Consider the following 23,336-nt stretch of genomic DNA (forward strand, 5'->3'; position numbering starts at 1 on the left):
GACGGCACCGTGGTCTGCGTCTTCCGCCGCAAGGTGATGGTCCCCAACGAGACCTACATCAAGGAAAGGGGCGGAGAGCAGCCCGGCCGCCCCGAGCCCGCCACGCCCGCAGTCAAGCCCGCGGCAGCTGCCGAGAAGACGGAGAAGTGACGCCATGAGCCGACTCGCCCAGACGCCCGGGCTCACCGATGTCCAGGAGGAGATCCTGGCGACGGTCCGCGACTTCGTCGACAAGGAGATCATCCCGGTCGCCACGGAGTTGGAGCATCGTGACGAGTACCCGCAGGCGATCGTCGAGGGGCTCAAGGAGCTTGGGCTCTTCGGGTTGACGATCCCCGAGGAGTACGGCGGTCTGGGCGAGTCACTGCTCACCTACGCACTGTGTGTGGAGGAGATCGCCCGGGGATGGATGTCCGTTTCCGGGATCGTCAACACACACTTCATCGTGGCTCATATGCTCAAGCAGCACGGCACCGAGGAGCAGAAGGACACCTTTCTGCCGCGGATGGCACTGGGCGAGGTGCGCGGTGCGTTCTCCATGTCGGAGCCGGCCCTGGGCTCGGATGTGTCCGCCATCACGTCCAAGGCGGTTCGGGACGGTGATGAGTACGTCCTCACCGGTCAGAAGATGTGGTTGACCAATGGCGGTACGTCATCGTTGGTGGCCGTGTTGGTACGCAGTGACGAAGGACACCCGGACGGCACCGCACCGCACAAGTCGATGACGACCTTCCTGGTGGAGAAGGAGCCGGGCTTCGGCGAGGTCCGCCCCGGCCTCACCATCCCCGGGAAGATCGACAAGATGGGCTACAAGGGCGTCGACACAACCGAGTTGATCATGGATGGGCTGCGCGTCCCCGCAGATCGAGTGCTGGGCGGAGCCACGGGTCGGGGTTTCTACCAGATGATGGACGGCGTCGAGGTCGGCCGGGTCAATGTCGCGGCGCGTGGTTGTGGCGTCGCTCACCGCGCCTTTGAACTCGGGATCTCCTACGCCCAGCAGCGACACACCTTCGGAAAGCCCATCGCCGAGCACCAGGCGATTCAGTTCAAACTGGCCGAGATGGCCACCAAGGTCGAAGCCGCCCATGCAATGATGGTGAATGCGGCACGCAAAAAGGACTCTGGTGAACGAAACGACCTAGAGGCAGGGATGGCCAAGTACCTCGCCTCCGAGTACTGCAAGGAGGTCGTCGAGGATGCTTTCCGCATCCACGGCGGCTACGGCTTCTCCAAGGAGTACGAGATCGAGCGTCTCTACCGCGAGGCCCCGATGCTGCTGATCGGCGAGGGTACCGCCGAGATCCAAAAAATGATCATTGGCCGCCGACTGCTTGAGGAGTACCGGTTCCAGGGCTGATTGTCACTTTTGAGTTGATTGTTCGCGAAGAAGATCACACCTGATCCACACCTTTCGACCTTCGACTCGGCTGCTGGCTTTCCCAGTTGCGGCTTGTAACCGATAACATCGACGGAAAGCCGCCGTCCCCGTTGCCAGCGCGGCATCATCCGCTACGAAGGTCATCCATGCCCCACAGCCAAACCTCTGCACCTCGCGGCCGTGTCCGCCTCGCACGCGGAGCATCGCCGTGGCTTCTGCCGACCGTCGCCACCGCTGCACTCAGCCTGGCCTGTGCGCGCCGCTCCCGGAGCGCCGCTGTCATCGCCGTGCCCACTACCGCGCTTGCGGCAGGGATGCTGTGGTTCTTCCGCGACCCCGAGCGTGAGATCACCCAGGGAAGGGTTATCTCCCCCGCCGACGGCGTGGTGCAGAGCATCATGCCGTGGAAGGACGGCCGCACCCGCGTTGCGATCTTCATGAGCCCGCTGAATGTTCATGTCAATCGCGCGCCGCTGGCCGGCACCGTGACATCCGTCGAGCACATCCCCGGCGGCTTCGTCCCGGCGTTCAACAAGGAGAGCGAGAACAACGAGCGCGTTGTCTGGCACTTCGACACCGAGCTGGGCGACATCGAGATGGTGCAGATCGCGGGGGCCGTTGCCCGACGCATCGTGCCGTATGTGCCGGAGGGCACCAAGGTCGAGCAGGGCGATCGCATTGGTCTGATCCGCTTCGGCTCACGCGTTGACATCTACCTTCCCGAGGGTGTCGACGTCGCGGTCGAAGTCGGGCAGACCACAACCACGGGGGTGACTCGCATTGACCGTGATTGATCCAGATACACAGGCCGGCTGGGTTGCCGAGGACGAGGATGACGACGACGCGGAGGAGATGCCACTCTCACTGCGGCTGTCGATAGCGGACACCCTCACCCTCGGCAACGCGACGTGCGGCTTCATGGCGGTGTACTTCACCACCACCGGAATCCTCATTCCGCACCTCACCGGCAGCGGTGAATCCGGCATGGCGCGGCACAGTGCCGCGACCGCCGTGATCCTGATGCTGCTGGCCGCGATCTTCGACCTCTTCGACGGGCTGGTGGCACGTAAGCTGCGCAGCTCGCCGATGGGCGCCGAACTGGACAATCTCTCCGATCTGATCAGCTTCGGACTGGCTCCGGCCTACTTCGTACTGGTGTACGGCATGGTCGCTGAGGACGCGCATCCTCAGGTCTCGGCGGTGGCCGCGATCGTGGTGCTGCTGGCGGTGGTGCTCCGGCTTGCCCGGTTCTCCTGCGTGACGATGAAGGACGGCATGTTCCAGGGGATGCCCAGTCCCTTCGGCGCGCTCACGGTCGTCTCGATCGTGCTGCTGGAGCTTCCGTTCATCCCGACGCTGCTGGCGATCATCGGTACGGCATGGCTGATGGTGAGCCGGGTCGAGTACCCCAAGCCGCGAGGTGTCCTCGCGGTGGCGATGCTCGGCTGGATCGTCTCCGCCATGGGGCTTCTGGCTGCCTGGGCGTTTGACGCCCCGGGCGGACATCTGCTGCTACAGACCGGTTGCGCGCTCCAGGTCGTGCTCGGTGCGGTGATACCGCTGTTCGCCACGGCGCGCCGGGTGAACACCTTTCGCGACAATCGTCGTGAGGCGCGGGCGGCACAGCATCTCTAGTTCCGTATACACATAGAGTGAGGGCCCGGAAGCGCATCGCTTCCGGGCCCTCACTCTTTCTGGCGCGACGCCGGCGACAGCGAGTGCCGGGCCTGAGGTGCCGGGCGGCAGTCGGCTCGGAGGCCCGGGGCTCAAACGGGGTCCACCTCCCATGACGGACGGTGGTCGCCGAAGGCCTGGGAGTGGCTCGGCTCTCACCCGTCGGGAGCGTCGAAAGCATCGTCACTGAGCCCATCAGCACGCCCTCAGCAGTCGCTGGGGGCTCTCCCGGGAGCGGGAAGGGCTGGCCGGAAGCCCTGGGAGGGCCTAGCGCAGACAGTCACGCGCGATGGACTGGGCCACCCGCTCCAGCAGCGGCCCGGCATCCGCCATACAGCGAGCAGGGTCAGATTCCAGCTCCAGCAGGGAGTACGCCCGCTGGATGCCCAGCCCCGCCAGGGCCTGCGGGCTCAGGGTCAGTCGGCCGCAGACCGCCACCACCGCGATGCCCCGGGCCCGAGCAGCCGCTGCCACCCCGGCCGGGGCCTTGCCGTGGAGGGTCTGTTCATCGAGCGATCCCTCGCCCGTGATCACCAGCGTCGCCCGGGTCAGCGCCTCGGCGAAGCCGAGTACTTCGAGCACCACCTCGATACCGGGTCGAACCCGTGCGCCAAGTGCCGCCAGCGCCGCGTACCCGACCCCGCCTGCCGCACCCGCTCCGGGTGTGCTCGCATGGCCAGGGCCCAGGAGCGAGGCAAAGTGCGTCAGCGCCGCATCCAGCTCGACGACCTCATCCGGTGCGGCGCCCTTCTGCGGTCCGTAGACGGCGGCTGCGCCGGCTGGGCCGGTGAGCGGATTCGTCACATCGCTGGCCAGGATCAGCTCCACCTGGCTGATCCGGGGATCGAGCCCGGAGAGATCCACCGTGGTGAGGGCGGTCAGGGCGCCTCCGCCCGGCCCGATCGGGGTGCCGTCCTGGTTGAGGAGGCGCGCACCGAGCGCGGCGAGCATTCCGGCGCCCCCGTCGGTGGTGGCGCTCCCGCCGACGCCGAGGATGACCCTGCCCGCACCCGCGTCAAGTGCGGCACGCAACAGCTCACCGGAGCCAAAGGTCGTCGCGGTCAGCGGAGCGAAGACTCCGGCGGGTAGCCGCCGCAGCCCCGAGGCCTCGGCCATCTCCACGACCGCGGTACCACTCCGCAGGGCGTACGCCGCGGTCACCGGTTCCCCGAGCGGCCCCGTGACCCGTGTCTGACGGCGGTCGAATCCGGCGGCGATCGCCGCGGCAACCGTGCCATCGCCACCATCGGCGACAGGCAGTGATTCGACGGGCAACCCAGGCAGCACCTGCCGTAGACCGGCGCTCACTCGCTCGGCGACCTGGACCGCCGTGAGCGAGCCCTTGAACTTGTCCGGCGCGACAAGCACATGCGCCGGCTGGGTGGCTGCTGCGTCCGTCACTTCGCACCCCTTGCTATCGCACCGGCAATCGCACCACGGTTGACCCTAGCCCGCGGACCGCCGACCGAGCCGGCAACCCCGAACGCCCGGGGTTGCCGCATCCTTGGCTCTCCCGGCGGCCGGGGCCATGACAGGGCGGTCGACGCCGCCCTGAACTCGGCCCGGAAACCAGGCGGTTGGCACCGCGCCCGGCGCGCGGACAGCGCACCGTCGCGCGAAATGGTGGCGGCCCGACCAGCGGGACAAATCGATTCGCGCGGGCTCCCGGGTGCTGCGTACGCTCGCGATATGACTCTCGTGGCCATCCTCAGTGGTGCCGGCCTCTCCACGGACTCCGGCATTCCCGACTACCGAGGGCCGAACGGTCTGTGGCGGCGCGATCCGGAGGCCGAGAAGCTGGTCACCTACAGCTACTACATGGCCGATCCCCAGATCCGTAAGCGAGCCTGGTTGATGCGGCGCGACAGCCCCACCTGGCGGGCCCAGCCGAACGCGGCGCACGGCGCGGTGGCGGAGTTGGAGCGCCGTTCCGGGATCGCCGTCAGGGTGATCACCCAGAATGTCGATGGCTTGCACCAGCTGGCCGGGATGCCCGAGCGCAAGGTTCTCGAACTGCACGGCACCTCACGATCAGTTGTGTGCACCCAGTGCCATGCCCGCTCAGCCATGGCGGAGGCATTGGAGCGGGTGGCGGCCGGGGAGGAGGATCCGCTGTGCCGGGTGTGCGGCGGAATCCTCAAGTCGGCAACGGTGATGTTCGGGCAGCGGCTCGATCCCACGGTGCTCGCCGAGGCGATGTCGATCGCGAAGGCGAGCGAGGTGTTCATCGCTGTCGGCACCAGTCTTCAGGTGCAGCCGGCGGCGTCATTGGCCGGCATCGCGGCTGAGCACGGGGCGCGGCTGTTGATCGTGAACGCGGAGCCCACCCCGTATGACGCGCTGGCGGACGAGCTCATCAGGGAGCCGATCGGGACCGCGTTGCCACAGTTGCTGAGGCGTCTCGGCTGATGCCTCCCGGGCCGCTGGACGCCTGGCCGACGAGGGTTGTTCCATAGGGGCGCTGCCCGGTATCCCGACCCGGCGGCGCTGGGCTCCCCGCGCCGACGACCGGTATGAGGACGACCGGTTAGAACAGGGCGTCCTCCGGTGTGCTCGACTCGAAGTCCAACAACTGCTGCTTGCGCCCGAGCCCGCCGCCGTAGCCGGTGAGGTTCCCGGTTGACCCGATGACCCGGTGGCAGGGCACGATGATCCCCACCGGGTTCTTCCCGTTCGCGAGACCCACCGCGCGGGAGGCGTTGGCGTTGCCCAACTCCTGGGCCAGCTCACCGTAGGTACGTGTCTCGCCGTACGGGATGGCCAGCAGCCGCTGCCACACACCGCGTTGGAACGGCGTCCCGTCCAGCTGTAGCGGCAGATCGAACTCGGTGAGTTCGCGGGCGAAATACGCCTCCAACTGTCGGATGGTCTCGGTGAAGGGCGCCGGTGAAGGGGCGCCGAAGGTCTCCTCAGCGGGACGATGGCGTTGGTCGGTCATATAGAGGCCGCTCAGCACCCCATCGCTCGCCACCAGTGTCAGCGGGCCATAGGGGCTGTCGACAACCGTGTGTTGTCTGGTCATGGTGCGTTCCTTCTCCCTCAGGAAGGTTGTCCACGGCACGGCGTGCGGGGCTTGTGCCGCACCGTTTCCCTTATGCCGGAAGGTAGTTGATGGGATGGTCCTCGGTAGCCCACAGGTACTGGACGGCGTAGGCGCGCCAGGGTCGCCAAGCCGCGGCGTGCGCGGTGAGGGCGGCCGGGGTCGCGGGGAGGCCGAGGCCGGCGGCGGCCCGACGCATGCCGAGATCGCCGGGGAGGAACGCGTCCGGATCACCGAGTGCCCGCATGGCGATCACCTCGACCGTCCAGGGGCCGAAGCCGGGCAGTGCGTGGAGTTGCGCTCGGGCCGCGTCCCAGTCGCTGTCGATGCCCAACTGAAGCGAACCGTCGGCCAGCGCGCCGATCAGGGTGGTGAGGGTGGTGCGACGGCTGCGGGGCAGGGCCAGGGACTCGGGGTCCAGCTGGGCCAGCGCCTCGGGTCCCGGAAAGAGGTGGGTGAGACCTCCCTCGGGGTCCTCGATGGGCTCGCCGTGCGCGGTGACCAGCCGGGCGGCATGGGTGCGGGCCGCAGCCGTGGAGACCTGCTGGCCGAGCACCGCCCGTACCGCGAACTCCGCCGCGTCCACCGTCCGTGGCACCCTTCGGCCCGGCCCCTTGTCGACCAGTGGCGCGAGGGTCGGGTCCGTACGCAACTGATCATCGACGGCGACGGGGTCGGCGTCCAGGTCCAACAGCCAGCGGCAGCGGCTGATGGCGATCCGCAGATCGCGGGAGTCGGTGAGGAAGAGCCGGCAGGCGATGTGGTCGGGGCGGGGTGCCAGAGCGACGATGCCGTGGCCGTGGGGCAGACGCAGGGTGCGCCGGTAGGCACCATCGCGCCACTCCTCGACACCGGGAACGGCGGTGGCGGCGAGGTGTCCGAAGAGATTGTCCGGGTTGAGGGGGGCCCGATAGGGAAGTCGAAGGGAGATCACTCCGGGGGTGTGGGGGAAGCCGTTGGAGCCCGAGGTGCGACGAGCGGCCCGGGTACGCAGTTCCCCGGGGGTGAGGGCGAACACCTCGCGAATGGTGTCGTTGAAGGTGCGGATGGAGGCGAAACCCGCGGCGAAGGCGATCTCCGCCATGGGAACCGCCGTGGTCTCGATCAGAACCCGCGCGGTTTGGGCGCGCTGGGCCCGAGCGAGGGCGAGCGGGCCGGCACCGAGCTCGGCGTTGAGCTGCCGCTCGATCTGGCGGGTGGAGTAGCCGAGCCGAGCCGCGAGGCCGGGCACGCCTTCGCGGTCGACGATCCCATCACCGATCAGACGCATGGCACGGGCGACGGTATCGGCGCGGGCGTTCCACTCGGGTGAGCCGGGGCTGGTGTCGGGGCGGCAGCGCTTGCAGGCCCGGAACCCAGCCTGTTGGCAGGCGGCGGCGCTGGGGTAGAAGGTCATGTTCTCGACCTTCGGCGGCACGGCCGGGCAGCTGGGACGGCAGTAGATCCGGGTGGTGAGCACGGCAGTGAAGAACCAGCCGTCGAAGCGGTCGTCCTTCGACTGGACGGCGCGTACGCAGCGCTCTGTGTCGGTGTGCATGACCCAAGCATCCGTCACGGGAAGCGGCAGTGGCTAGCGAGAAACCGACATGGACTCTCCGCGGCCTGAGGCTCGGGTTCCAGCCCTTGACTCCCCGCGCAGTGGCCCTGGGGGCACGGCAGGGAGATCGGCGAGGAAGCGCGCCCCCGTCTCCCGACTGTGCCACGGCCCGCAGGGTGCCTGTCGGTGTCGCAGGTGGGGCCCATCGTGCGCACGCCGACGACTCGATCCGCTACTCCTCACCTCGCTCGCGGCGGACTCCGGCTTTCGCCGTGTGCAGGGCGGTGGGCGCTCGGCGTACGCTCCTTGCCCATGAGCGACACGGGCGGTCTCCGGGAACGCAAGAAGCAGCAGATGTACCGACGGCTTTCCGACACCGCCATCGCACTGTTCCTGGACAGGGGTTTCGAGCAGGTGACCGTGGCCACGGTGGCAGCCACCGCCGACGTCTCCAAGCCAACCCTCTTTCGGTACTTCCCGACCAAAGAGGATCTGGTGCTGCACCGGCTGGCCGACCATGAGGGGGAAGCAGCCCGGGTGGTGACAGCGCGGCCGACGGGCGACTCCGTCCTCAATGCACTGCTACGGCACTTCCTCGCCGGGCTGGAGCGGCGCGATCCGGTCACCGGGTTGAATGACGAAGCCGAGGTGCTCGCCTTTCACCGACTGCTGTACGCGACACCGTCCCTGGTGGCACGGCTGCACACATACCAGGAACGGGACGAGGCCGCGCTCGCTGCCGCACTCGACGGGGGAATGAGTGAGATCGAGCGCCGACTCGCCGCCGGACAGATCGCGGCGGTGCGCCGCATCCTGGCCCAGGAGAACTGGCGGAGGATCGAGGCGGGCGGCACCGCGGCGCAACTCCATCCGGACGCCGCGGCAGCGGCCCGGGCCGCGTTCGCCCAGCTGGAGAACGGATTGGCAGCCGTCTCCCGCATGGACGAACGCCCCGGGGGATCGACATAGGTCGACAAAGGCCCGGCCTCGCAGCCGAAGTTCACTCCATCTGGGGTGGCATCCACCAGCAAGAATTAACTAAGTCACAAATCTTACTCGGTTGCATTATTATCCAGGGATGACCGACCCCAACGCGCCCATCAGCGACTTCAGCGAAGCCCTCGGCCGGGAACGTGCGTACCACGACCGTTGCCGTGCCGCCCAGAACGCGATGAGCGAGAGCGCCCAGGAGCAGGTGATCATCGGTGAACACGCTTCGGCATCGGGGCCGGATGCCGAAGTCCTCGGCCATCAGCTGCGCACCCGAGCGAAAGAACTACGCGAACTCCCACCAGGGCCGCTGTTCTTCGGGCGCCTCAACTTCCATCAGGACGCCACCGCGGCGGGCGAGCACGCCGGCCAGAGCTACCACATCGGCCGCTTACGTATCACCCGAAGGCCATCCGACCCGCCGCTCGTCATCGACTGGCGCGCGCCCATCTCCCGGGTGTTCTACCAGGCCAACCCAGGCGATCCCCAGGGCGTCACCATCCGCCGCCGGTACGGCTGGCTGCCCGCGAGCCGCGGTGACTCCGCCGATCTGACCGGCCTGGAAGACGAACACCTCCATGCGGGCGACACACGCGAGAGCGCGATTGTCGCCGGAGAGATCGGGCGTCCCAGGATCGGGCCCATGCGGGACATCGCAGCCACCATCCAGCCCGAACAGGACGATCTCGTACGGGAGGAGTTCACCGCCTCCCTCTGTGTGCAAGGCGCGCCCGGCACCGGGAAAACCGCCGTGGGACTACACCGTGCCGCCTATCTCCTCTATGCCTTTCCCCAGCGCATTCAACGTGGTGGGATGCTGGTCCTCGGGCCCAGCCAGACCTTCCTCACCTATGTCTCCCAAGTCCTGCCGGCACTCGGTGAGGGCGAGGTACGACAGTCCACCGTCGAGGACGAGATCGCCCGTCACCCCGTCAGAGCGCAGGACCCCAGGGCGACGGCGATCGTCAAACACGACGCCCGGATGGCCGAGGTCCTGCGGCGCACGCTGTACGCACGGGTGCGCCCGGAGTGTGCCGACGCTCTGGTGCTACCCGATGGCTCCTACCGCTGGCGGATTCCCCCGGATGTACTGGCCCGGACCGTACGGGATGTACTGGCCGAGGAGCCGCCCTACGCCATGGGCCGGGAGCGAGTGCGTACCCGCGTCGTCCACCTCGTCCAGCAGCAGGCCGAACGGCGAGCCGGGCCCCGGCCGAACTCCTGGGCGCAGAAGGTGGCAAGGGCTCGCCCGCTCACCGCTCTACTCCATACGGTCTGGCCCAACGCACAGGCCGAGCAGGTGCTGACCGAGCTGCTCGGCAGCCCAGAAGCGCTGGCCCTCGCGGCTACCGGCGTACTCGACAGCGGGGAACGAAAAGCGCTCCTCTGGGCCGACCCCCCACGCTCGCCCGCCTCAGCTCGCTGGTCGGCGGCTGATCTGGTGCTGCTGGACGAGCTCGCGGGTCTCATGGAGCGTCCCCCGGGCTATGGGCACATCGTGATCGACGAGGCACAGGACCTCTCCCCCATGGAGTGCCGGGTCATCGCCCGCCGCTCCCCCTTCGGCTCACTCACCGTCCTCGGCGACCTCGCCCAGGGCACCACCCCGTGGGCGGCGCGGGACTGGCCCCGACTCCTCACCCACCTAGGGAAGGCGGAAACCCCGGTCATCTCGCTGACCACCGGCTTCCGGCTCCCCCAGGCCATCGCCACACTCACCAACCACCTGTTGACACAACTGAACGTACCGGTGCCGCCCGCCCGCTCTCTGCGCCGTGATGGCGAGGTGCACATCGAGCGCACCGGCAATCCAACCGCCGCAACCATCACAGCGGTACGGGCCGCACTGATCCACGACGGGTCCATCGGCGTCATCGCAGCCGACACCGAGGTAGGCGCACTGCGCGATGCCCTCGCCGGTGCCGGCATCCCGGCATCCGGACCAGACACACCGCAAGCCCGGGTGAGCGTGGTGCCGGCCTCAGCCGCCAAGGGGCTGGAGTACGACCATGTGGTGGCCGTCGAACCGGCCGCCATCGTGCACGCCGAGCCCCGCGGTCTGCACCGCCTGTACGTGGTACTCACCCGAGCGGTCTCCCGGCTCCATGTGATCCACTCCCAACCCCTGCCGTTCACGCTCCCCACCGAGGCGTGACCAGCCAGGACCCGTCAGTACGCGGCCTTCCGCAGGGCGCGCCAGACCGCCTTGGCCGCGTTGTGGCCGCTCATCCCGTGTACCCCGGGGCCGGGCCAGGCCGCGGATGAGCAGAGGAACACCGAGGGGTGCCGGGTCGTGTAGGGAAAGAGAGTGGCTTTCGGGCGCAAGAGCAACCCCAGACCACTGGTGGTGCCACAAGCGATGTCACCCCCCACATAGTTGGCATTGCGCACAGCCAACTGCGGGGGGCCCGCGGTGGCCCGGGCCAGCACGCGATCGCGGAAGCCGGGCGCAAAGCGCTCGATCTGCCGCTCGACGGCTTCCGTGAGATCCCCGTCCCAACCGTGCGGGACATGGCCGTACGCCCAGAACACCTGCTTGCCCGCAGGGGCCCGGGAGGGGTCCACAAGGCTGGGTTGGGCGGTGATCAAGAAGGGGCTGCTGGGAGCGGTGCCACTCACCGCCTGCCGTAGCGCGGTGTCGATCTCGGCGCTGGACGGTCCGATCTGAACCGTCCCGGCCCGCCGCGGCTCCTCCGCCGTCCACGGCACCGGCCCGTCCAAGGCGTAATCGATCTTGAAGACCCCCGCGCCATAGCGATAGTGCTCAAAGGTGCGACCCAGTCCGGCGATCCTTGCCAGCGCGGTCGGCGAAGTGTCGAAGACATACGCCCGTGCGGGAGGGAGGTCATCCAGCCGCTTCACCTCGAACCCGGTGTGCACCACCCCGCCGAGGTCTTCGAGGTACGCGGTGAGCGCATCCGAGATGGACTGCGAGCCCCCCCGCGCCACCGGCCAACCGTTCTCATGCGCGGCCAGGGCGAACAACATGCCGACACCGCTCGTGGCGACCCCGTTCAGCGGGGCGATGACATGGGCCACCAGGCCCGCGATCAGTGCACGCGCCCGATCGTCCTGGAAGCGGCGCATGAGCCAGGTGTACGGAGGAAGGCCCACGCTCCCAAAGCGGGCGAGGCCCAGCGGATCACGTGGGAGTGCCGTCAACGGCAGTGACATGAAGTCCTGGGCCAGTACGTCCCACCTGCCGAGGAAGGGGGCGACCAGACGTCGGTAGGTGCCGGCGTCCCGTGGCCCGAGGGAAGCCGCCGTCTCCGCAACCGAACGGGACAGCACCGCCGCCGTGCCGTCGTCGAAGGGGTGCGCCATGGGGAGCTCGGGGTGCAGCCACTCCAGCCCGTAGTGAGCGAGCGGCATACGCCGGAAGGCGGGGGAGCCGATACCGAGCGGGTGCACGGCGGAACAGGGATCATGACGAAACCCAGGCAGCGTCAGCTCCTCGGTACGCGCACCACCACCCACGGTGTCCCGTGCCTCGAAGACCGCCACGGAAAAACCCCTCCGCGCCAGCTCAACAGCGGCCGTCAGCCCATTGGGCCCCGCCCCCACCACCACGGCATCGAGCATCGACGACACGTTCGGGCTCCTTCGTCAGACGATGGGCAGGACACCAGGGTATTCCTGGAGGGGGGTGCTTGTGCTGGTGCTGGTGCTGGTGCCCAGGGCTTTGGGCGCACGCGGCCAGTGCCCCTGTGCTGGTTGTCCTCTCCCGGGGTGGAAGGTTCCGTCCTCAAACGCCGGACAGGCTGAATTTGCTCGCCATCGAGACATCCCTCCTCGGCGGGGCTGCTGGTGCCCAAGGCCTTGGATACCAGGGCCGGGCGACCCCGTGTCGGCCATCCCCACCCGGGGAGGAGGGTTTCCGTCCTCAAACGCCGGACAGGCTGGGGTGGGTGCCGTGTCGGGTGCTTGTCTTGGTGTGGGCTGCCCGGGGCGGGGGTTTGGGGTCTTCCGTCGCGAGGGTCTTGTGTTGGTTGTGCTTGGGGGGTGCTATCGGGGGTGACTCCTCAGCTCGGGTAACCCAAGGCCTTGACCACCAGCAGCCCCGCCAGAGAAGGACACCTCGAAGGCAAGCAAACTCAGCCCGTCCGGCGATTGAGGACGGAACCCTCCACCCCGGGTGGGGATCGCCGACACAGCGGCACCCGACCCTGGTACCCAAGGCCCGGGCACAGCCACCCCCACCGACCCAGGCCCCCCGCCAAGGGATCTCCCCAGCCCGTCCGGCGATTGAGGACGGAACCCTCCACCCCGGGAGAGGACAACCAACACAGCGACACCCAGCCCAGGAACCCAAGGCCCACGCACCCAGGCCCCAGGCACAGCCCCCCGGGCCGCCACCCCCGCTACCCCGAAGCCAGCAGGGCGCGGATGCGTTCCGCCGTGGCCGAAGACCTCGCGGCCGTGAACGGCAACACGTTCGTGCCGCCGATCCGAAACTCCTCCCCTGCCAGGGTCAGATGCGCTCCCCCGGCCTCCACCACCAGCAGCAGACCCGCCGCGTGGTCCCATGCCTGCTCCCAGGAGAAGGCCACCGCGTCGAGCGTTCCTCGGGCGACCGCCAGATACTCAAGCCCGGCCGAGCCACAGGGGCGGGCCTGTATGGCGGATGTGTTGAGGGCGAGCAGGGCTCGCTTCTGGGCGTCGGTGGTGTAGTCCGGGTGGGACATGGCGACGGTGAGTACCGCGTCGGGCTCCGGTGCGCCCGCTCGAAGCGGGGTGCCGTTGAGTTTGGCTCCCGCGCCTCGTACCGCGGTGGCCATCTCCTCGCGTACCGGCGCGAAGGTCCACGATGCGAGGACCTCCCCGCGGACGGCCAGCGCGACCAGGGTGCAGAACCCCGTCTCCCCGCGGACGAACTGACGGGTTCCGTCCACCGGGTCAACGATCCATACGGGAGCGTCACCGGCCAGGGCCTCGTAGACCGAGGGGTCAGCGTGCACCGCCTCCTCGCCGACGACCACGGAGCCGGGCAGCAGGGCGGTGAGGGACGCGGTCAGGTGTTCTTCGGCGTTGCGGTCGGCTGTCGTCACCAGATCGTGCGGACCGTTCTTCTCGACGATCTCGTGCGCGGCAAGTTGACGGTAGCGCGGCATGATCTCCGCGGCCGCGGCCTTGCGAATCGCCTCTTCGACAACGGACAGATCCCCAGCGAGAAAGTCATCGATCATACGAACAGCTAAGCATGGCCCTCAGATGCTCTGACGTTGGGTACTGCCGGAAGCAGCAGGTCGCGGCGGTGGGCCAGGGGTTTGCGCTGGCCCATGCCGCTGGCTACGGCTGGCAGCGGATGGGTGACGGCCCGCAGTCGGCCTCTCCAGCCGCCGGCCCGCGTTCGACGCCATGCGCCGGGGCCTGGGTGGTGCGGAAGGTCCTGGACGTCGGCCGAGACAGGGGGCGACCTGCTCACTGGCCTGGCGAGTCGTGGGAGCACCGCCGTCGGTGACGCTGTCGGGTTCAGCTTCGGCTTCGGCTCGACGGCGATACCCGGCGGATGGGTCGGTCGCGGCGCCGTACGGTCCGGCCTGGTCCGGGCTCGCGGGCCCCGCCCGTGCCGCTCGACGTCGCCTTTCCTCGAACCCGATTACCGTAGGGATCGGAACATATCGTTATCTGAGGGCAGAAGGCCCCGCAGCTGCGGAGGATGCATGCACGGCGAATACAAGGTCCCCGGCGGCAAGCTGGTGGTCGTGGACCTGGACGTGGAAGACGGTCTCCTGAAAAACGTCCGGGTGGCCGGGGATTTCTTTCTGGAGCCCGACGAGGCCATTCTCCAGATCGATGCCGCGCTGGAAGGTGCCCCTGCTGATATCGACACCACCGGTCTGAAAACCCGTATCGACGCCGCGCTTCCCGGATCGGCGGTCCTCTTCGGATTCACCACCGAAAGCGTTGCCATCGCGGTGCGGCGCGCTCTCGCTCAGGCCACCGACTGGAGGGACTACGACTGGCAGCTCATCCATGAAGCTCCCCAGTCACCCGCCCTCCATATGGCGCTCGACGAGATCATCACGACCGAGGTGGCCGCTGGCCGACGCCCCCCGACACTCCGGGTCTGGCAATGGGATTCCCCGGCCGTCATCATCGGCAGTTTTCAATCACTGCGCAATGAGGTCGACCCCGAGGGGGCAACCCGGCACGGAGTCACCGTCGTGCGCAGGGTCTCCGGCGGCGGAGCCATGTTCGCCGAGCCGCAGAGCACCATTACCTATTCCCTTTCCGTCCCCGAGGCCCTTGTCTCAGGACTTTCCTTCGCGGACTCGTACGCGTATCTCGATGACTGGGTGCTCGGAGCACTCGGCGATATGGGTATCAAGGCCTGGTACCAGCCGCTCAACGACATCGCGACCGAGGTCGGCAAGGTCGCCGGCGCCGCCCAGAAGCGCATGGTCGGACCGGATGGCGGTCCCGGGGCGGTACTGCACCACGTGACCATGGCCTACGACATCGACGCCGACAAAATGCTGGACATCCTCCGTATCGGCCGCGAAAAGCTGTCCGACAAGGGCACCAAGAGCGCCAAGAAGCGCGTTGACCCGCTGCGCCGCCAGACCGGGCTCCCCCGCGAAACGGTCATCGAGCGCATGATCAACTCCTTCCGCACCCGCTATGGCCTCACCGAAGGCAAGGTCACCGACGAGGAGATGGCCCTCGCCCAGGACCTCGTACGAACCAAGTTCAGCAACGACGAGTGGACCGCCAGAGTGCCCTGACCCGCGCTGTTGTCGAGGCGGCCAACCCGGCGGGCAGGGGTGGATCGACCGTGGGGACAGACTCCCTTGTCCCTGCCGCTGGGTGCGCCATCGTGGCGGTGTTCAGTAGCAGGGCCGTCTGGGGAGTGCGGCTCCGCTGTTTCCCTGGTCCGCCACCCGAGCAGTGGGTACGGTCCCCCGGTCGCGGCTAGGCGAGCTCGACATGGCAGGGCGCCTGGGAGGGAGTCCGTGCCGGCGAGTCAACGGGTGAGCGCCGGGATGATCTCGGAGCCATAGGCGTCGATCGTGGCTTCCTTGGCGTCATGCATGTTGTAGATGGCGAACTGATCGACCCCGAGCTCACGCAGGGCCGTCAGCTTCTCGATATGCGCCTGGGCGGGTCCGAGTAGACAGAATCGGTCGACGATGTCGTCGGGGACGAAGTCCGTGGAGGGGTTTCCGGCCCGTCCGTGGTGGCTGTAGTCATACCCCTGGCGGGTCTTGATGTAGGCCGTGAGGGCCTCCGGCACCAGATCGGAGTGCTCCCCGTAGCGGGCCACCAGATCGGCGACATGGTTGCCGACCATGCCCCCGAACCAGCGGCACTGCTCCCGGGCGTGCGCCAGGTCATCACTGACGTAGGCCGGTGCGGCCACACAGATGGTGAGGGCGTCGGGGTCCCGCCCCGCGTCCGATGCGGCGGTACGGACCGCTGAGATCATGGATTCGGTCAAATAGGGATCGGCCAGTTGGAGGATGAAGCCGTCGGCGCGCTGGCCGGTGAGGGCCAGCGCCCTGGGTCCGTAGGCGGCCATCCACACGGGTAGCCGGCCCTCCCGTACCCAGGGAATCCGTACGGCCTGCCCGTCGACCTCGGCTTCCCGGCCCTCGGCGAGATCGCGAATGGTGTCGATCGCCTCGCCCAGCCTGGCGAGGGTGTTGGGTTTGCGCCCGGCGACCCGCATCGCCGAATCTCCCCGGCCGATGCCGCAGACGGTGCGGTTGCCGTACATGTCGTTCAGGGTGGCGAAGGTGGAGGCGGTGACCTCCCAGGTCCTGGTGCCCGGGTTGGTGACCATGGGACCCACGATGAGCCGTTCGGTGTGTTCCAGGATGCGGCTGTAGATGACAAAGGGTTCCTGCCAGAGCACCGCCGAGTCAAAGGTCCAGCCGTAGGTGAACCCCTGGCGTTCCGCTCTGCGCATCAGATCGACCACGGCGGATGCCGGCGGGTCCGTCTGGAGGACAAGTCCGAAGTCCATGCCTCTGTCACTCCTTGCTCCGCGGTTCTCGCGGTCTCTTACGGACTGGCGCAGTTCGCCAGGGTTGTTCAGCCGAGGTACTGACAGGTGCCACGCGGTGTGTACTGGCCGTGCCCGATCCGACCGGTGAACTCACGTCGGTCGATGATGGCTTCGCCCCGTGAGAGAACGGTCTCCACCTGGCCGGTGACGCTTCTTCCCTCGTACGCCGAGTAGTCGACGTTCATGTGTTGGGTTTCCACACCGAGGGTTTGCTCCGCGTGCGGGTCGTAGATGACGATGTCAGCGTCAGCGCCTGGGGCGATGGTGCCCTTCTTGGGGTAGAGGCCGAACATCCTGGCCGGGGTGGCACAGGCGATCTCGATCCAGCGACGGCGGGTGATGTGCCCGTCGATCACCGCCTGATGCAGCAGGTCCATCCGGTTCTCCACCCCCGGCAGACCATTGGGGATCTTGGAGAAGTCACCGCGGCCCAGGTCCTTCTGACCGGTGAAGCAGAACGGGCAGTGGTCGGTGGAGACCACCTGGAGGTCATTGGTGCGCAGTCCCCGCCAGAGCGCCGCATGATGCTCCTTGGGCCGAAGCGGCGTACTGCACACGTACTTCGCGCCTTCGAAGCCCGGCTCGGCGAGGTTGTCCGTGGAGAGGAAGAGGTACTGCGGACAGGTCTCACCGAAGACGGGGAGCCCCTTGTCGCGGGCCACCACGAGTTCGGCGAGGGCCTCCTCCGCGGAGACGTGCACGACGTACAGGGGCGCTCCCGCCACCCGGGCCAACTGGATGGCGCGATGGGTCGCCTCGGCCTCCAGGAGCGCCTTGCGCACCTCGCCGTGGTAGCGCGGATCCGTGCGGCCCTCGGCGAGTGCCTGCTCCACCAGGACGTCGATGGCGATGCCGTTCTCCGCGTGCATCATGATCAGCCCGCCGTTGCCGGCCGAGCGCTGCATGGCCCGCAGGATCTGGCCGTCATCGCTGTAGAAGACGCCCGGGTACGCCATGAACAGTTTGAAGCTGGTGACTCCTTCCTCCACCAGCCGGTCCATCTCCCGGAGCGAGGAGGAGTTGACGTCGGAGAGGATCATATGGAAGGCGTAGTCAATGGCGCAGTTGCCGTCCGCCTTGGCGTGCCAGGCATCCAGCCCTTCGCGCGCGCTGTGCCCGACCGACTGCACCGCAAAGTCAACGATGGTGGTGGTGCCACCCCAGGCGGCGGCCCGGGTGCCGGTTTCAAAGGTGTCCGAGGCGAAGGTGCCGCCGAAGGGCAACTCCATATGGGTGTGCACATCGACACCGCCGGGGATGACATAGCGGTTTGCCGCGTCGACGGTGCGATCCGCGGTCCATGAGTCGGCGACGGCGGAGCCGTGCGCGGCGATCGCGGCGACGCGGCCGTCTTCGATCAGTACGTCCGCGTGGATCTCGTCCGCCGCGGTGATGACAAGGCCGCCCTGGATCAGGGTGCGGGTGCTGCTCATTGCTGGTGCGCTCCCTACTGATGCGTACGAGGTCGGTGCGGGCCGTGTCGCTGTCCGGGGTGCGGAGCCGGTGGTGCCGGAGCGAGCGCCCCGGGACGGGTGTGGTTTCCGGTTCCCCTGCGCTGACCAGCGGTGACCATCACAGCCGCCCCGTGGTCACCGGAGCGGTTGCGGCCCTGGAGGCGAGGTGCCGGTGGACGAAAGCGGCGGGGGCGGTGGGGCCGCGTTGGTATCTGAGGTGGGGTATCGGCAACCATGGACAAGGTCTCGCGGGCGCGGCTAGGCGGAGCGCAATGCCTGCTCCATGATCGATGCGCCTTCCTCCGCTTCGGCGACGGTCAGGGAGAGCGGCGGGGCGATCCGCAGCACGCTGGTGTTGTGACCACCGCCCTTGCCGATGAGCAGCCCGCCCTCCCGCGCGGCCTCCAACACCGCTGAAGCAGCCACTGGATCCGCCTCGTCGGTGCCCGGGCGCACCAACTCGATCCCGATCATCAGCCCACGTCCGCGCACCTCGCGTACGGCCGGCACATTGACGGAAATGGCCCGCAGCCGTTCGATGAGCAGTCCGCCGACCCTGCGTGCGTTGCCCGGCAGATCGTGCTCCAGTAGATAGCTGAGGTTGGCGTTGCCCGCGGCCATGGTGATGGGCGAGCCGCCGAAGGTCGAGATGGAGTTGGCGTCGAGGCAGTTCATGATGGGAGCCGGTGCGACGACTCCGCCGATCGACATTCCGTTGCCGATGCCCTTGGCGAAGGTGAGGATGTCCGGCGGGCCGTTCTCGGCATGCGCCTGCCAGCCCCAGAAATGGTCTCCGGTCCGTCCCCAACCGGTCTGTACCTCGTCGGCGATCCAGAGGATGCCGTGTCGGTCGAGCACTTCGCGGAAGGCCGCGTAGAGCCCGTCGGGCGGTGAGGTGAATCCGCCGACGCCCTGTACGGGTTCGGCGATCAGCGCCGCCACATCGCGGGTGTGGCCGAGGAGGTCTTCGAGATCGGCGACACAGGCCTTGATGAACCGTTCGTCGGAGAGTTCGGCGTAGGGGCCTCGGGTGCGCACTCCGCCGTGTACGTAGAGCGGCTGGATGGGGGAGAGCGAGGTGGTGGTCCAGGCCCGGTTGCCGGTGATGGAGACGGCGGAGAAGGACCGGCCGTGGTAGCTGTTGCGCATCGCCAGAACCTGGTTGGAGCGGCGGTGGGCGGTAGCGAGCAGCAGGGCGGTGTCATTGGCCTCGGTGCCGGATGTGGTGAAGAAGACCCGGGCGTCGGGGATGCCGGAGAGCGCGGCGATGCGTTCGGCCAGCTCGACCATCGGCCGGTTGAGGTAGAGCGTGGAGGAGTGGATGATCCGGGCTGCCTGGTCGGCGACGGCTTTGGTGACTTCGGGCAGCGCGTGGGCGGTCATGGTGGTGAGGATGCCGCCGAAGAAGTCGAGGTAGCGGTGGCCTTCGGCGTCCCAGACATGGCGACCCTCGCCATGGGTGAGTTCGATGGGCCGCTGGTAGTAGAGCGCCACCCAGTCAGGGATGACGGCGCGGTGCCGGTCGTGGAGTGTCACGGCCGCACCAGCCCTTCGTAGGCGTCGGGCCGGCGGTCACGGTAGAAGGCCCACTGCTGCCGTACGGTGTCGATCAGGTCGAAGTCGAGGTCGCGTACGAGCAGTTGCTCCTTGCTGTCGCTGGCGGGCTCCCCGACGAACTGGCCGCGGGGGTCGACGAAGTAGCTGGTGCCGTAGAAGTCGTTGTCGCCGTACTCCTCCTGGCCGACCCTGTTGATGGCGGCGATGAAGTACTCGTTGGCCACGGCGGCGGCCGGCTGCTCCAACTGCCAGAGGTAGGCGGAGAGTCCACGGGAGGTGGCGGACGGGTTGTACACCAGTTGGGCTCCGTTGAGACCGAGTTGGCGCCAGCCCTCGGGGAAGTGGCGGTCGTAGCAGATGTAGACACCGACTCTGCCGACAGCGGTGTCGAACACGGGCCATCCGGCGTTCCCCGGCCGGAAGTAGAACTTCTCCCAGAAGCCCTTGACCTGGGGGATGTGGTGCTTGCGATATTTGCCGAGGTAGGAGCCGTCGGCGTCGATCACCGCCGCGGTGTTGTAGTAGAAACCGGCGCCCTCGATCTCGAAGACCGGAACGACGATCACCATCCCGGTCTCGCGGGCCAGATCCTGCATCCGGCGGACCGTGGGTCCGTCCGGGACGGGCTCGGCCCAGCGGTAGTGCTCGGGGTCTTGGACCTGGCAGAAGTAGGGTGCGTTGAAGACTTCTTGGAATCCGATCGCCTTGGCACCCTGACGGGCCGCCTCACGGGCGTGTTCCTCGTGTTTGGCAATCATGGATTCGGTGTCGCCTGTCCAGGTCGCCTGGACGAGTGCGGCGCGTACGACATTGGCCATGAGCTGCTCCTTCGGCCGGGCGTCAGCGAGCCTCTACGCACGTAGACGCGGTGCGTAGATGGAGAACGTAAGCCCCGTCACACACTGGGGCAAGACCATCGGAGTCAACCCGCAGAATCGATCTTGTTTCACCCGAGCGGTCGAGGGACCCCTTCGCAACAGGGGGCACAGCAGGCCTCACAGCACAGATGTGCAGGTGACACGGCATCAAAAGGGGTGAGGAGAGAGGCTTGAGCCACCCGGGCCCGCCCAGGTGGGCCGTTTCGGGAGCGGATTGGAGAAGCAGGCGTCAGCAAAAGCGCTGCGGGAAGCGCTCGCGTCCCAAGCTCCTCGACCCCTGAGCGGTGGCGTCAGAGAGTGATCGCGATGCCGGTGTGGGGGCGCTTACCCCGCCGTACGACCGTCGCGGGCCAGTCGACCAGCCAGTACTGCCAACTGTACTTACGGGCCAGCAGCTTGCGCACCCGGGCGGTACCCGCCTCGTCGAGGAGTTCCCCCGTGCCCTCGGCGCTGGGCGCACCCTCGGCGACCCGACCGCGCATATCGCAGACCGTGACCACCACCCGAGGGTCGTTACGCAGTCTCTTGACCTTCCAGGAGTCGCTACGGGTCCAGGCGTACAGCTTTCCCTGGTCCTCCGCGAACCACACGGGGGTGGCGACCCCGGTCCCGTTCTTGCGGAAGGTGGTCACGCTGATGTAGCGGGCGGCGGCGAAGTCCTTGGCGGTCACCTGGATGACCCTACGCGGTTTCGCGCGCCATCAGCCCGAACAGCTCGCGGTCGAATCAGGCCGCCGGCGCCAGCGCGCACCGCACCACCAGCTCGTCCATGGAGAGCCCGAGAGCCGAAGCCAGGGCGGCGACGGTGAAGAACGCCGGGGTCGGGGCGCGGCCCGTCTCGATCTTACGGAGGGTCTCGGCGGAGATGCCGGCGACCAGGGCGATCTCGGCCATGCTGCGCTGGCCGCGCGCGGCGCGCAGCATGCGGCCGAGCCGTTCGCCGCGTTCGCGCTCTTCGGGGGTAAGGGGGGTGCGGACCATGACGGTATTCTAATGCCGGTATTCAAATACCGCCAGGACCGGTATAGTAATTGGCATGGTAGAGATCAAAACCGATACGTCGATAGAGGCGATGCGCGAGGCCGGCCGAGTCGTGGCCGGGGCGCTGACCGCGGCCCGGGAAGCCGCGGCCGTGGGAGTCAGCCTGCGGGATGTGGATCTGGCCGCTCGTGCGGTCCTGACCGAGGCGGGAGCGGATTCGCCCTTCCTCGGCTATCACCCGTCCTGGGCGCCGGTGCCGTTCCCGGCGGTCATCTGCGCCTCGGTCAATGACACGATCGTGCATGGCATCCCGGACGGCTATCGACTGCGGGACGGCGATCTGCTGAGTGTGGACTGCGGCGCGGTGCTGGCCGGCTGGGTGGGCGACGCGGCGATCAGCTTCACGGTGGGCCGGGCCCGCCCCGATGACACCCGCCTGATCGCGACCGCCGAAGCGGCCCTGGAAGCGGGCATCGCCGCGGCGGTCGTCGGCCAGCGGATCGGCGATATCGCCCATGCGATCGGCCGGGTGTGCCGCTCAGCCGGGTACGGCCTCCCGGACGGTTACGGGGGCCATGGCATCGGCCGTCGGATGCACGAGGATCCGGGCGTGCCGAACGAGGGCCGCCCCGGCCGCGGGATGGTGCTCCGTCACGGGATGGTGTTGGCGATCGAGCCCATGGTGATCGCAGGCGGCTCGGACGGGCACTACACCACCCAGGACGGCTGGACCGTGCGGACGCTCGACGGCAGCCGAGCGGCTCACGCGGAGCACACGGTGGCGATCACGGACGAAGGGCCACGGATCCTCACCACTCTCTGAGGGACTCGCTGGGGGAACTCGCTGGGGGAACTCGCTGGGGGAACTCGCTGGGGGAAATCGCTGAGGGGCGCATGCCACGCTCCGGCGTCCGCCGGGCCAATGGCTTGACGACGGCGCCAAGCCAAGGGGACCCGGGCAGGTCACCGCGGGTGGGGCCGGATCAGCTCGCCGCGACGAACTGCTGGGCGAGCTGATCCCCGAGTGTCACCGCCGCGCTGTGGCTCTCGATCGGTGACACCGTGGAGTTCTTGAAGAGGATGTAGGTGACGCCTGAGCTGACCCCACCCGTGGCCGGGTCGGGATCGATGCCCAGCGACTTCGCCATGGCGTAGGACGCCTCACCGATGATGGTGGTGGGGCCGGTGTCACCGACGACTCCGTACCGCACCTTGCCCTCGTAGATGACGGCCACCACTCCCCCGCCCTTGATCCCGTAGTCGCTGTACCTCCAGGTGGTGCTGGGGCTCGGGACCACGATGAAGGGCAGCTTCTCGGCGTTGAGCGGCTTGCCGTCGGATTGGTGGAACGCCGTGTCGGAGAGGAACCAGGGGTCGGTCTGGGAGTTGCACGCGGTGGTGGACTGACCGTCGCAGTCGATGTCCATATCGGCCTTCCAGAACACCGCTCCCTCGGTGCCGCAGACCGGGATCGACTTGGTGCCCCCGGCGTCCTTGGCGTACTTCGCCTGGGAGATCTGGGTGCAGGTCTCGGTCTTGGCGAGCAGCGCGGCCGCCCCCACCGTGCCCTCGCGCACACCGTAGGCGTCGGGAACCACAACACGCTGAACCGTTCCGGCAGCGGCTGGCAGGGCCGCCGCACTGAGGAGGGCGGCCCCGGAAGCGATGGCGACGATGGCGGGGATCAGCGTACGAGAGTGCATGAGAAGGTCACCTTTCTATGCGGAACAGCGTCCTTACCCGCTCCCGCACAGAACGCATCACCCGCCCTCACCAGGTCGGTCACGGAGGCTTGGGCAACGCGAGCGGCCCGCCCGGCAGTTGATGCCGGGC

At 68.0% G+C, this 23,336-nt stretch carries 20 protein-coding genes and 1 pseudogene; 9 read left to right on the forward strand and 12 right to left on the reverse strand.

Annotated elements, in window-relative coordinates:
• The 4 genes and pseudogenes from NBG84_RS34875 to pssA all read left to right on the forward strand — a co-directional run.
• Positions 1-150, forward strand: a pseudogene (locus NBG84_RS34875) (MaoC family dehydratase); the annotation flags it as partial.
• A gap of 4 nt (positions 151-154) precedes the next feature.
• On the forward strand, positions 155-1,360 hold the full coding sequence (locus tag NBG84_RS34880) for an acyl-CoA dehydrogenase family protein (protein ID WP_250923702.1): 1,206 nt from the start codon (positions 155-157) through the stop codon (positions 1,358-1,360).
• 167 nt (positions 1,361-1,527) lie between these two features.
• Complete coding sequence (locus tag NBG84_RS34885) at positions 1,528-2,175, forward strand: phosphatidylserine decarboxylase (protein WP_250923703.1); 648 nt, start codon at positions 1,528-1,530, stop codon at positions 2,173-2,175.
• Entirely contained in the window at positions 2,162-3,016 is an 855-nt protein-coding gene (pssA, locus tag NBG84_RS34890) for a CDP-diacylglycerol--serine O-phosphatidyltransferase (RefSeq protein ID WP_250923704.1), read from the forward strand. Before NBG84_RS34885 ends, pssA begins: the two co-directional genes overlap by 14 nt.
• Positions 3,017-3,322: 306 nt before the next feature.
• On the opposite strand, the gene NBG84_RS34895 is transcribed toward pssA, so the two are convergent.
• Positions 3,323-4,456 (reverse strand): glycerate kinase, encoded by a 1,134-nt coding sequence (locus NBG84_RS34895; RefSeq protein ID WP_250923705.1) that lies wholly within the window; start codon positions 4,454-4,456, stop codon positions 3,323-3,325.
• A gap of 288 nt (positions 4,457-4,744) precedes the next feature.
• On the opposite strand from NBG84_RS34895, the gene NBG84_RS34900 reads away from it, so the two are divergent.
• Complete coding sequence (locus NBG84_RS34900; protein ID WP_250923706.1) at positions 4,745-5,464, forward strand: SIR2 family NAD-dependent protein deacylase; 720 nt, start codon at positions 4,745-4,747, stop codon at positions 5,462-5,464.
• Between the two features lie 118 nt (positions 5,465-5,582).
• Here NBG84_RS34900 and NBG84_RS34905 read toward each other — a convergent pair whose 3' ends face one another.
• Entirely contained in the window at positions 5,583-6,077 is a 495-nt protein-coding gene (locus NBG84_RS34905; RefSeq protein ID WP_250923707.1) for a methylated-DNA--[protein]-cysteine S-methyltransferase, read from the reverse strand.
• Between the two features lie 70 nt (positions 6,078-6,147).
• Positions 6,148-7,632, reverse strand: coding sequence for an AlkA N-terminal domain-containing protein (locus tag NBG84_RS34910; RefSeq protein ID WP_250923708.1), 1,485 nt, complete (start codon positions 7,630-7,632; stop codon positions 6,148-6,150).
• A 312-nt stretch (positions 7,633-7,944) separates the two neighbouring features.
• Between NBG84_RS34910 and NBG84_RS34915 the strand changes: the two genes are divergently transcribed.
• The gene (locus NBG84_RS34915; RefSeq protein WP_250923709.1) at positions 7,945-8,601 is read left to right on the forward strand and encodes a TetR/AcrR family transcriptional regulator; all 657 of its coding nucleotides are present in this window, start codon (positions 7,945-7,947) and stop codon (positions 8,599-8,601) included.
• Between the two features lie 109 nt (positions 8,602-8,710).
• Positions 8,711-10,777 carry a HelD family protein gene (locus tag NBG84_RS34920; RefSeq protein ID WP_250923710.1) on the forward strand — a complete coding sequence of 689 codons (2,067 nt, stop codon included), beginning with the start codon at positions 8,711-8,713 and terminating at the stop codon, positions 10,775-10,777.
• Between the two features lie 14 nt (positions 10,778-10,791).
• On the opposite strand, the gene NBG84_RS34925 is transcribed toward NBG84_RS34920, so the two are convergent.
• Positions 10,792-12,204, reverse strand: coding sequence for a phytoene desaturase family protein (locus NBG84_RS34925; RefSeq protein WP_285368606.1), 1,413 nt, complete (start codon positions 12,202-12,204; stop codon positions 10,792-10,794).
• A 779-nt stretch (positions 12,205-12,983) separates the two neighbouring features.
• A complete protein-coding gene (locus NBG84_RS34930) occupies positions 12,984-13,808 on the reverse strand; it encodes an inositol monophosphatase family protein (RefSeq protein ID WP_250923712.1) in 825 nt (274 codons plus the stop codon).
• Positions 13,809-14,285: 477 nt separating this feature from the next.
• On the opposite strand from NBG84_RS34930, the gene lplAB reads away from it, so the two are divergent.
• Positions 14,286-15,350, forward strand: a complete 1,065-nt coding sequence (gene lplAB, locus NBG84_RS34935; RefSeq protein WP_250923713.1) for a lipoate-protein ligase LplAB — start codon at positions 14,286-14,288, stop codon at positions 15,348-15,350.
• Positions 15,351-15,589: 239 nt separating this feature from the next.
• Here the strand turns inward: lplAB and NBG84_RS34940 are convergent, their stop codons facing one another.
• The 6 genes from NBG84_RS34940 to NBG84_RS34965 form a co-directional block, all read right to left on the reverse strand.
• On the reverse strand, positions 15,590-16,591 hold the full coding sequence (locus tag NBG84_RS34940) for a TIGR03842 family LLM class F420-dependent oxidoreductase (RefSeq protein WP_250923714.1): 1,002 nt from the start codon (positions 16,589-16,591) through the stop codon (positions 15,590-15,592).
• Between the two features lie 68 nt (positions 16,592-16,659).
• Positions 16,660-18,066: a dihydropyrimidinase gene (gene hydA, locus NBG84_RS34945; protein WP_250923715.1), complete on the reverse strand. Its 1,407-nt coding sequence runs from the start codon at positions 18,064-18,066 to the stop codon at positions 16,660-16,662.
• A 279-nt stretch (positions 18,067-18,345) separates the two neighbouring features.
• Positions 18,346-19,623: an aspartate aminotransferase family protein gene (locus NBG84_RS34950; RefSeq protein ID WP_250923716.1), complete on the reverse strand. Its 1,278-nt coding sequence runs from the start codon at positions 19,621-19,623 to the stop codon at positions 18,346-18,348.
• Positions 19,620-20,462, reverse strand: a complete 843-nt coding sequence (locus NBG84_RS34955; protein WP_250923717.1) for a nitrilase-related carbon-nitrogen hydrolase — start codon at positions 20,460-20,462, stop codon at positions 19,620-19,622. The genes NBG84_RS34950 and NBG84_RS34955 overlap by 4 nt, the downstream gene beginning before the upstream one ends.
• Before the next feature lie 350 nt (positions 20,463-20,812).
• Entirely contained in the window at positions 20,813-21,193 is a 381-nt protein-coding gene (locus tag NBG84_RS34960) for a PPOX class F420-dependent oxidoreductase (RefSeq protein WP_250923718.1), read from the reverse strand.
• A gap of 55 nt (positions 21,194-21,248) precedes the next feature.
• On the reverse strand, positions 21,249-21,503 hold the full coding sequence (locus NBG84_RS34965; RefSeq protein ID WP_250923719.1) for a helix-turn-helix domain-containing protein: 255 nt from the start codon (positions 21,501-21,503) through the stop codon (positions 21,249-21,251).
• Positions 21,504-21,558: 55 nt separating this feature from the next.
• Here NBG84_RS34965 and map point away from each other — a divergent pair, with 55 nt between their 5' ends.
• Complete coding sequence (gene map, locus NBG84_RS34970; protein ID WP_250923720.1) at positions 21,559-22,326, forward strand: type I methionyl aminopeptidase; 768 nt, start codon at positions 21,559-21,561, stop codon at positions 22,324-22,326.
• A gap of 160 nt (positions 22,327-22,486) precedes the next feature.
• Here the strand turns inward: map and NBG84_RS34975 are convergent, their stop codons facing one another.
• Positions 22,487-23,206, reverse strand: a complete 720-nt coding sequence (locus tag NBG84_RS34975; RefSeq protein WP_250923721.1) for a glycoside hydrolase family 75 protein — start codon at positions 23,204-23,206, stop codon at positions 22,487-22,489.
• Positions 23,207-23,336: the final 130 nt, after the last annotated feature.

The sequence above is a fragment of the Streptomyces albipurpureus genome, assembly GCF_023701525.1.
Lineage (GTDB): Bacteria > Actinomycetota > Actinomycetes > Streptomycetales > Streptomycetaceae > Streptomyces > Streptomyces albipurpureus.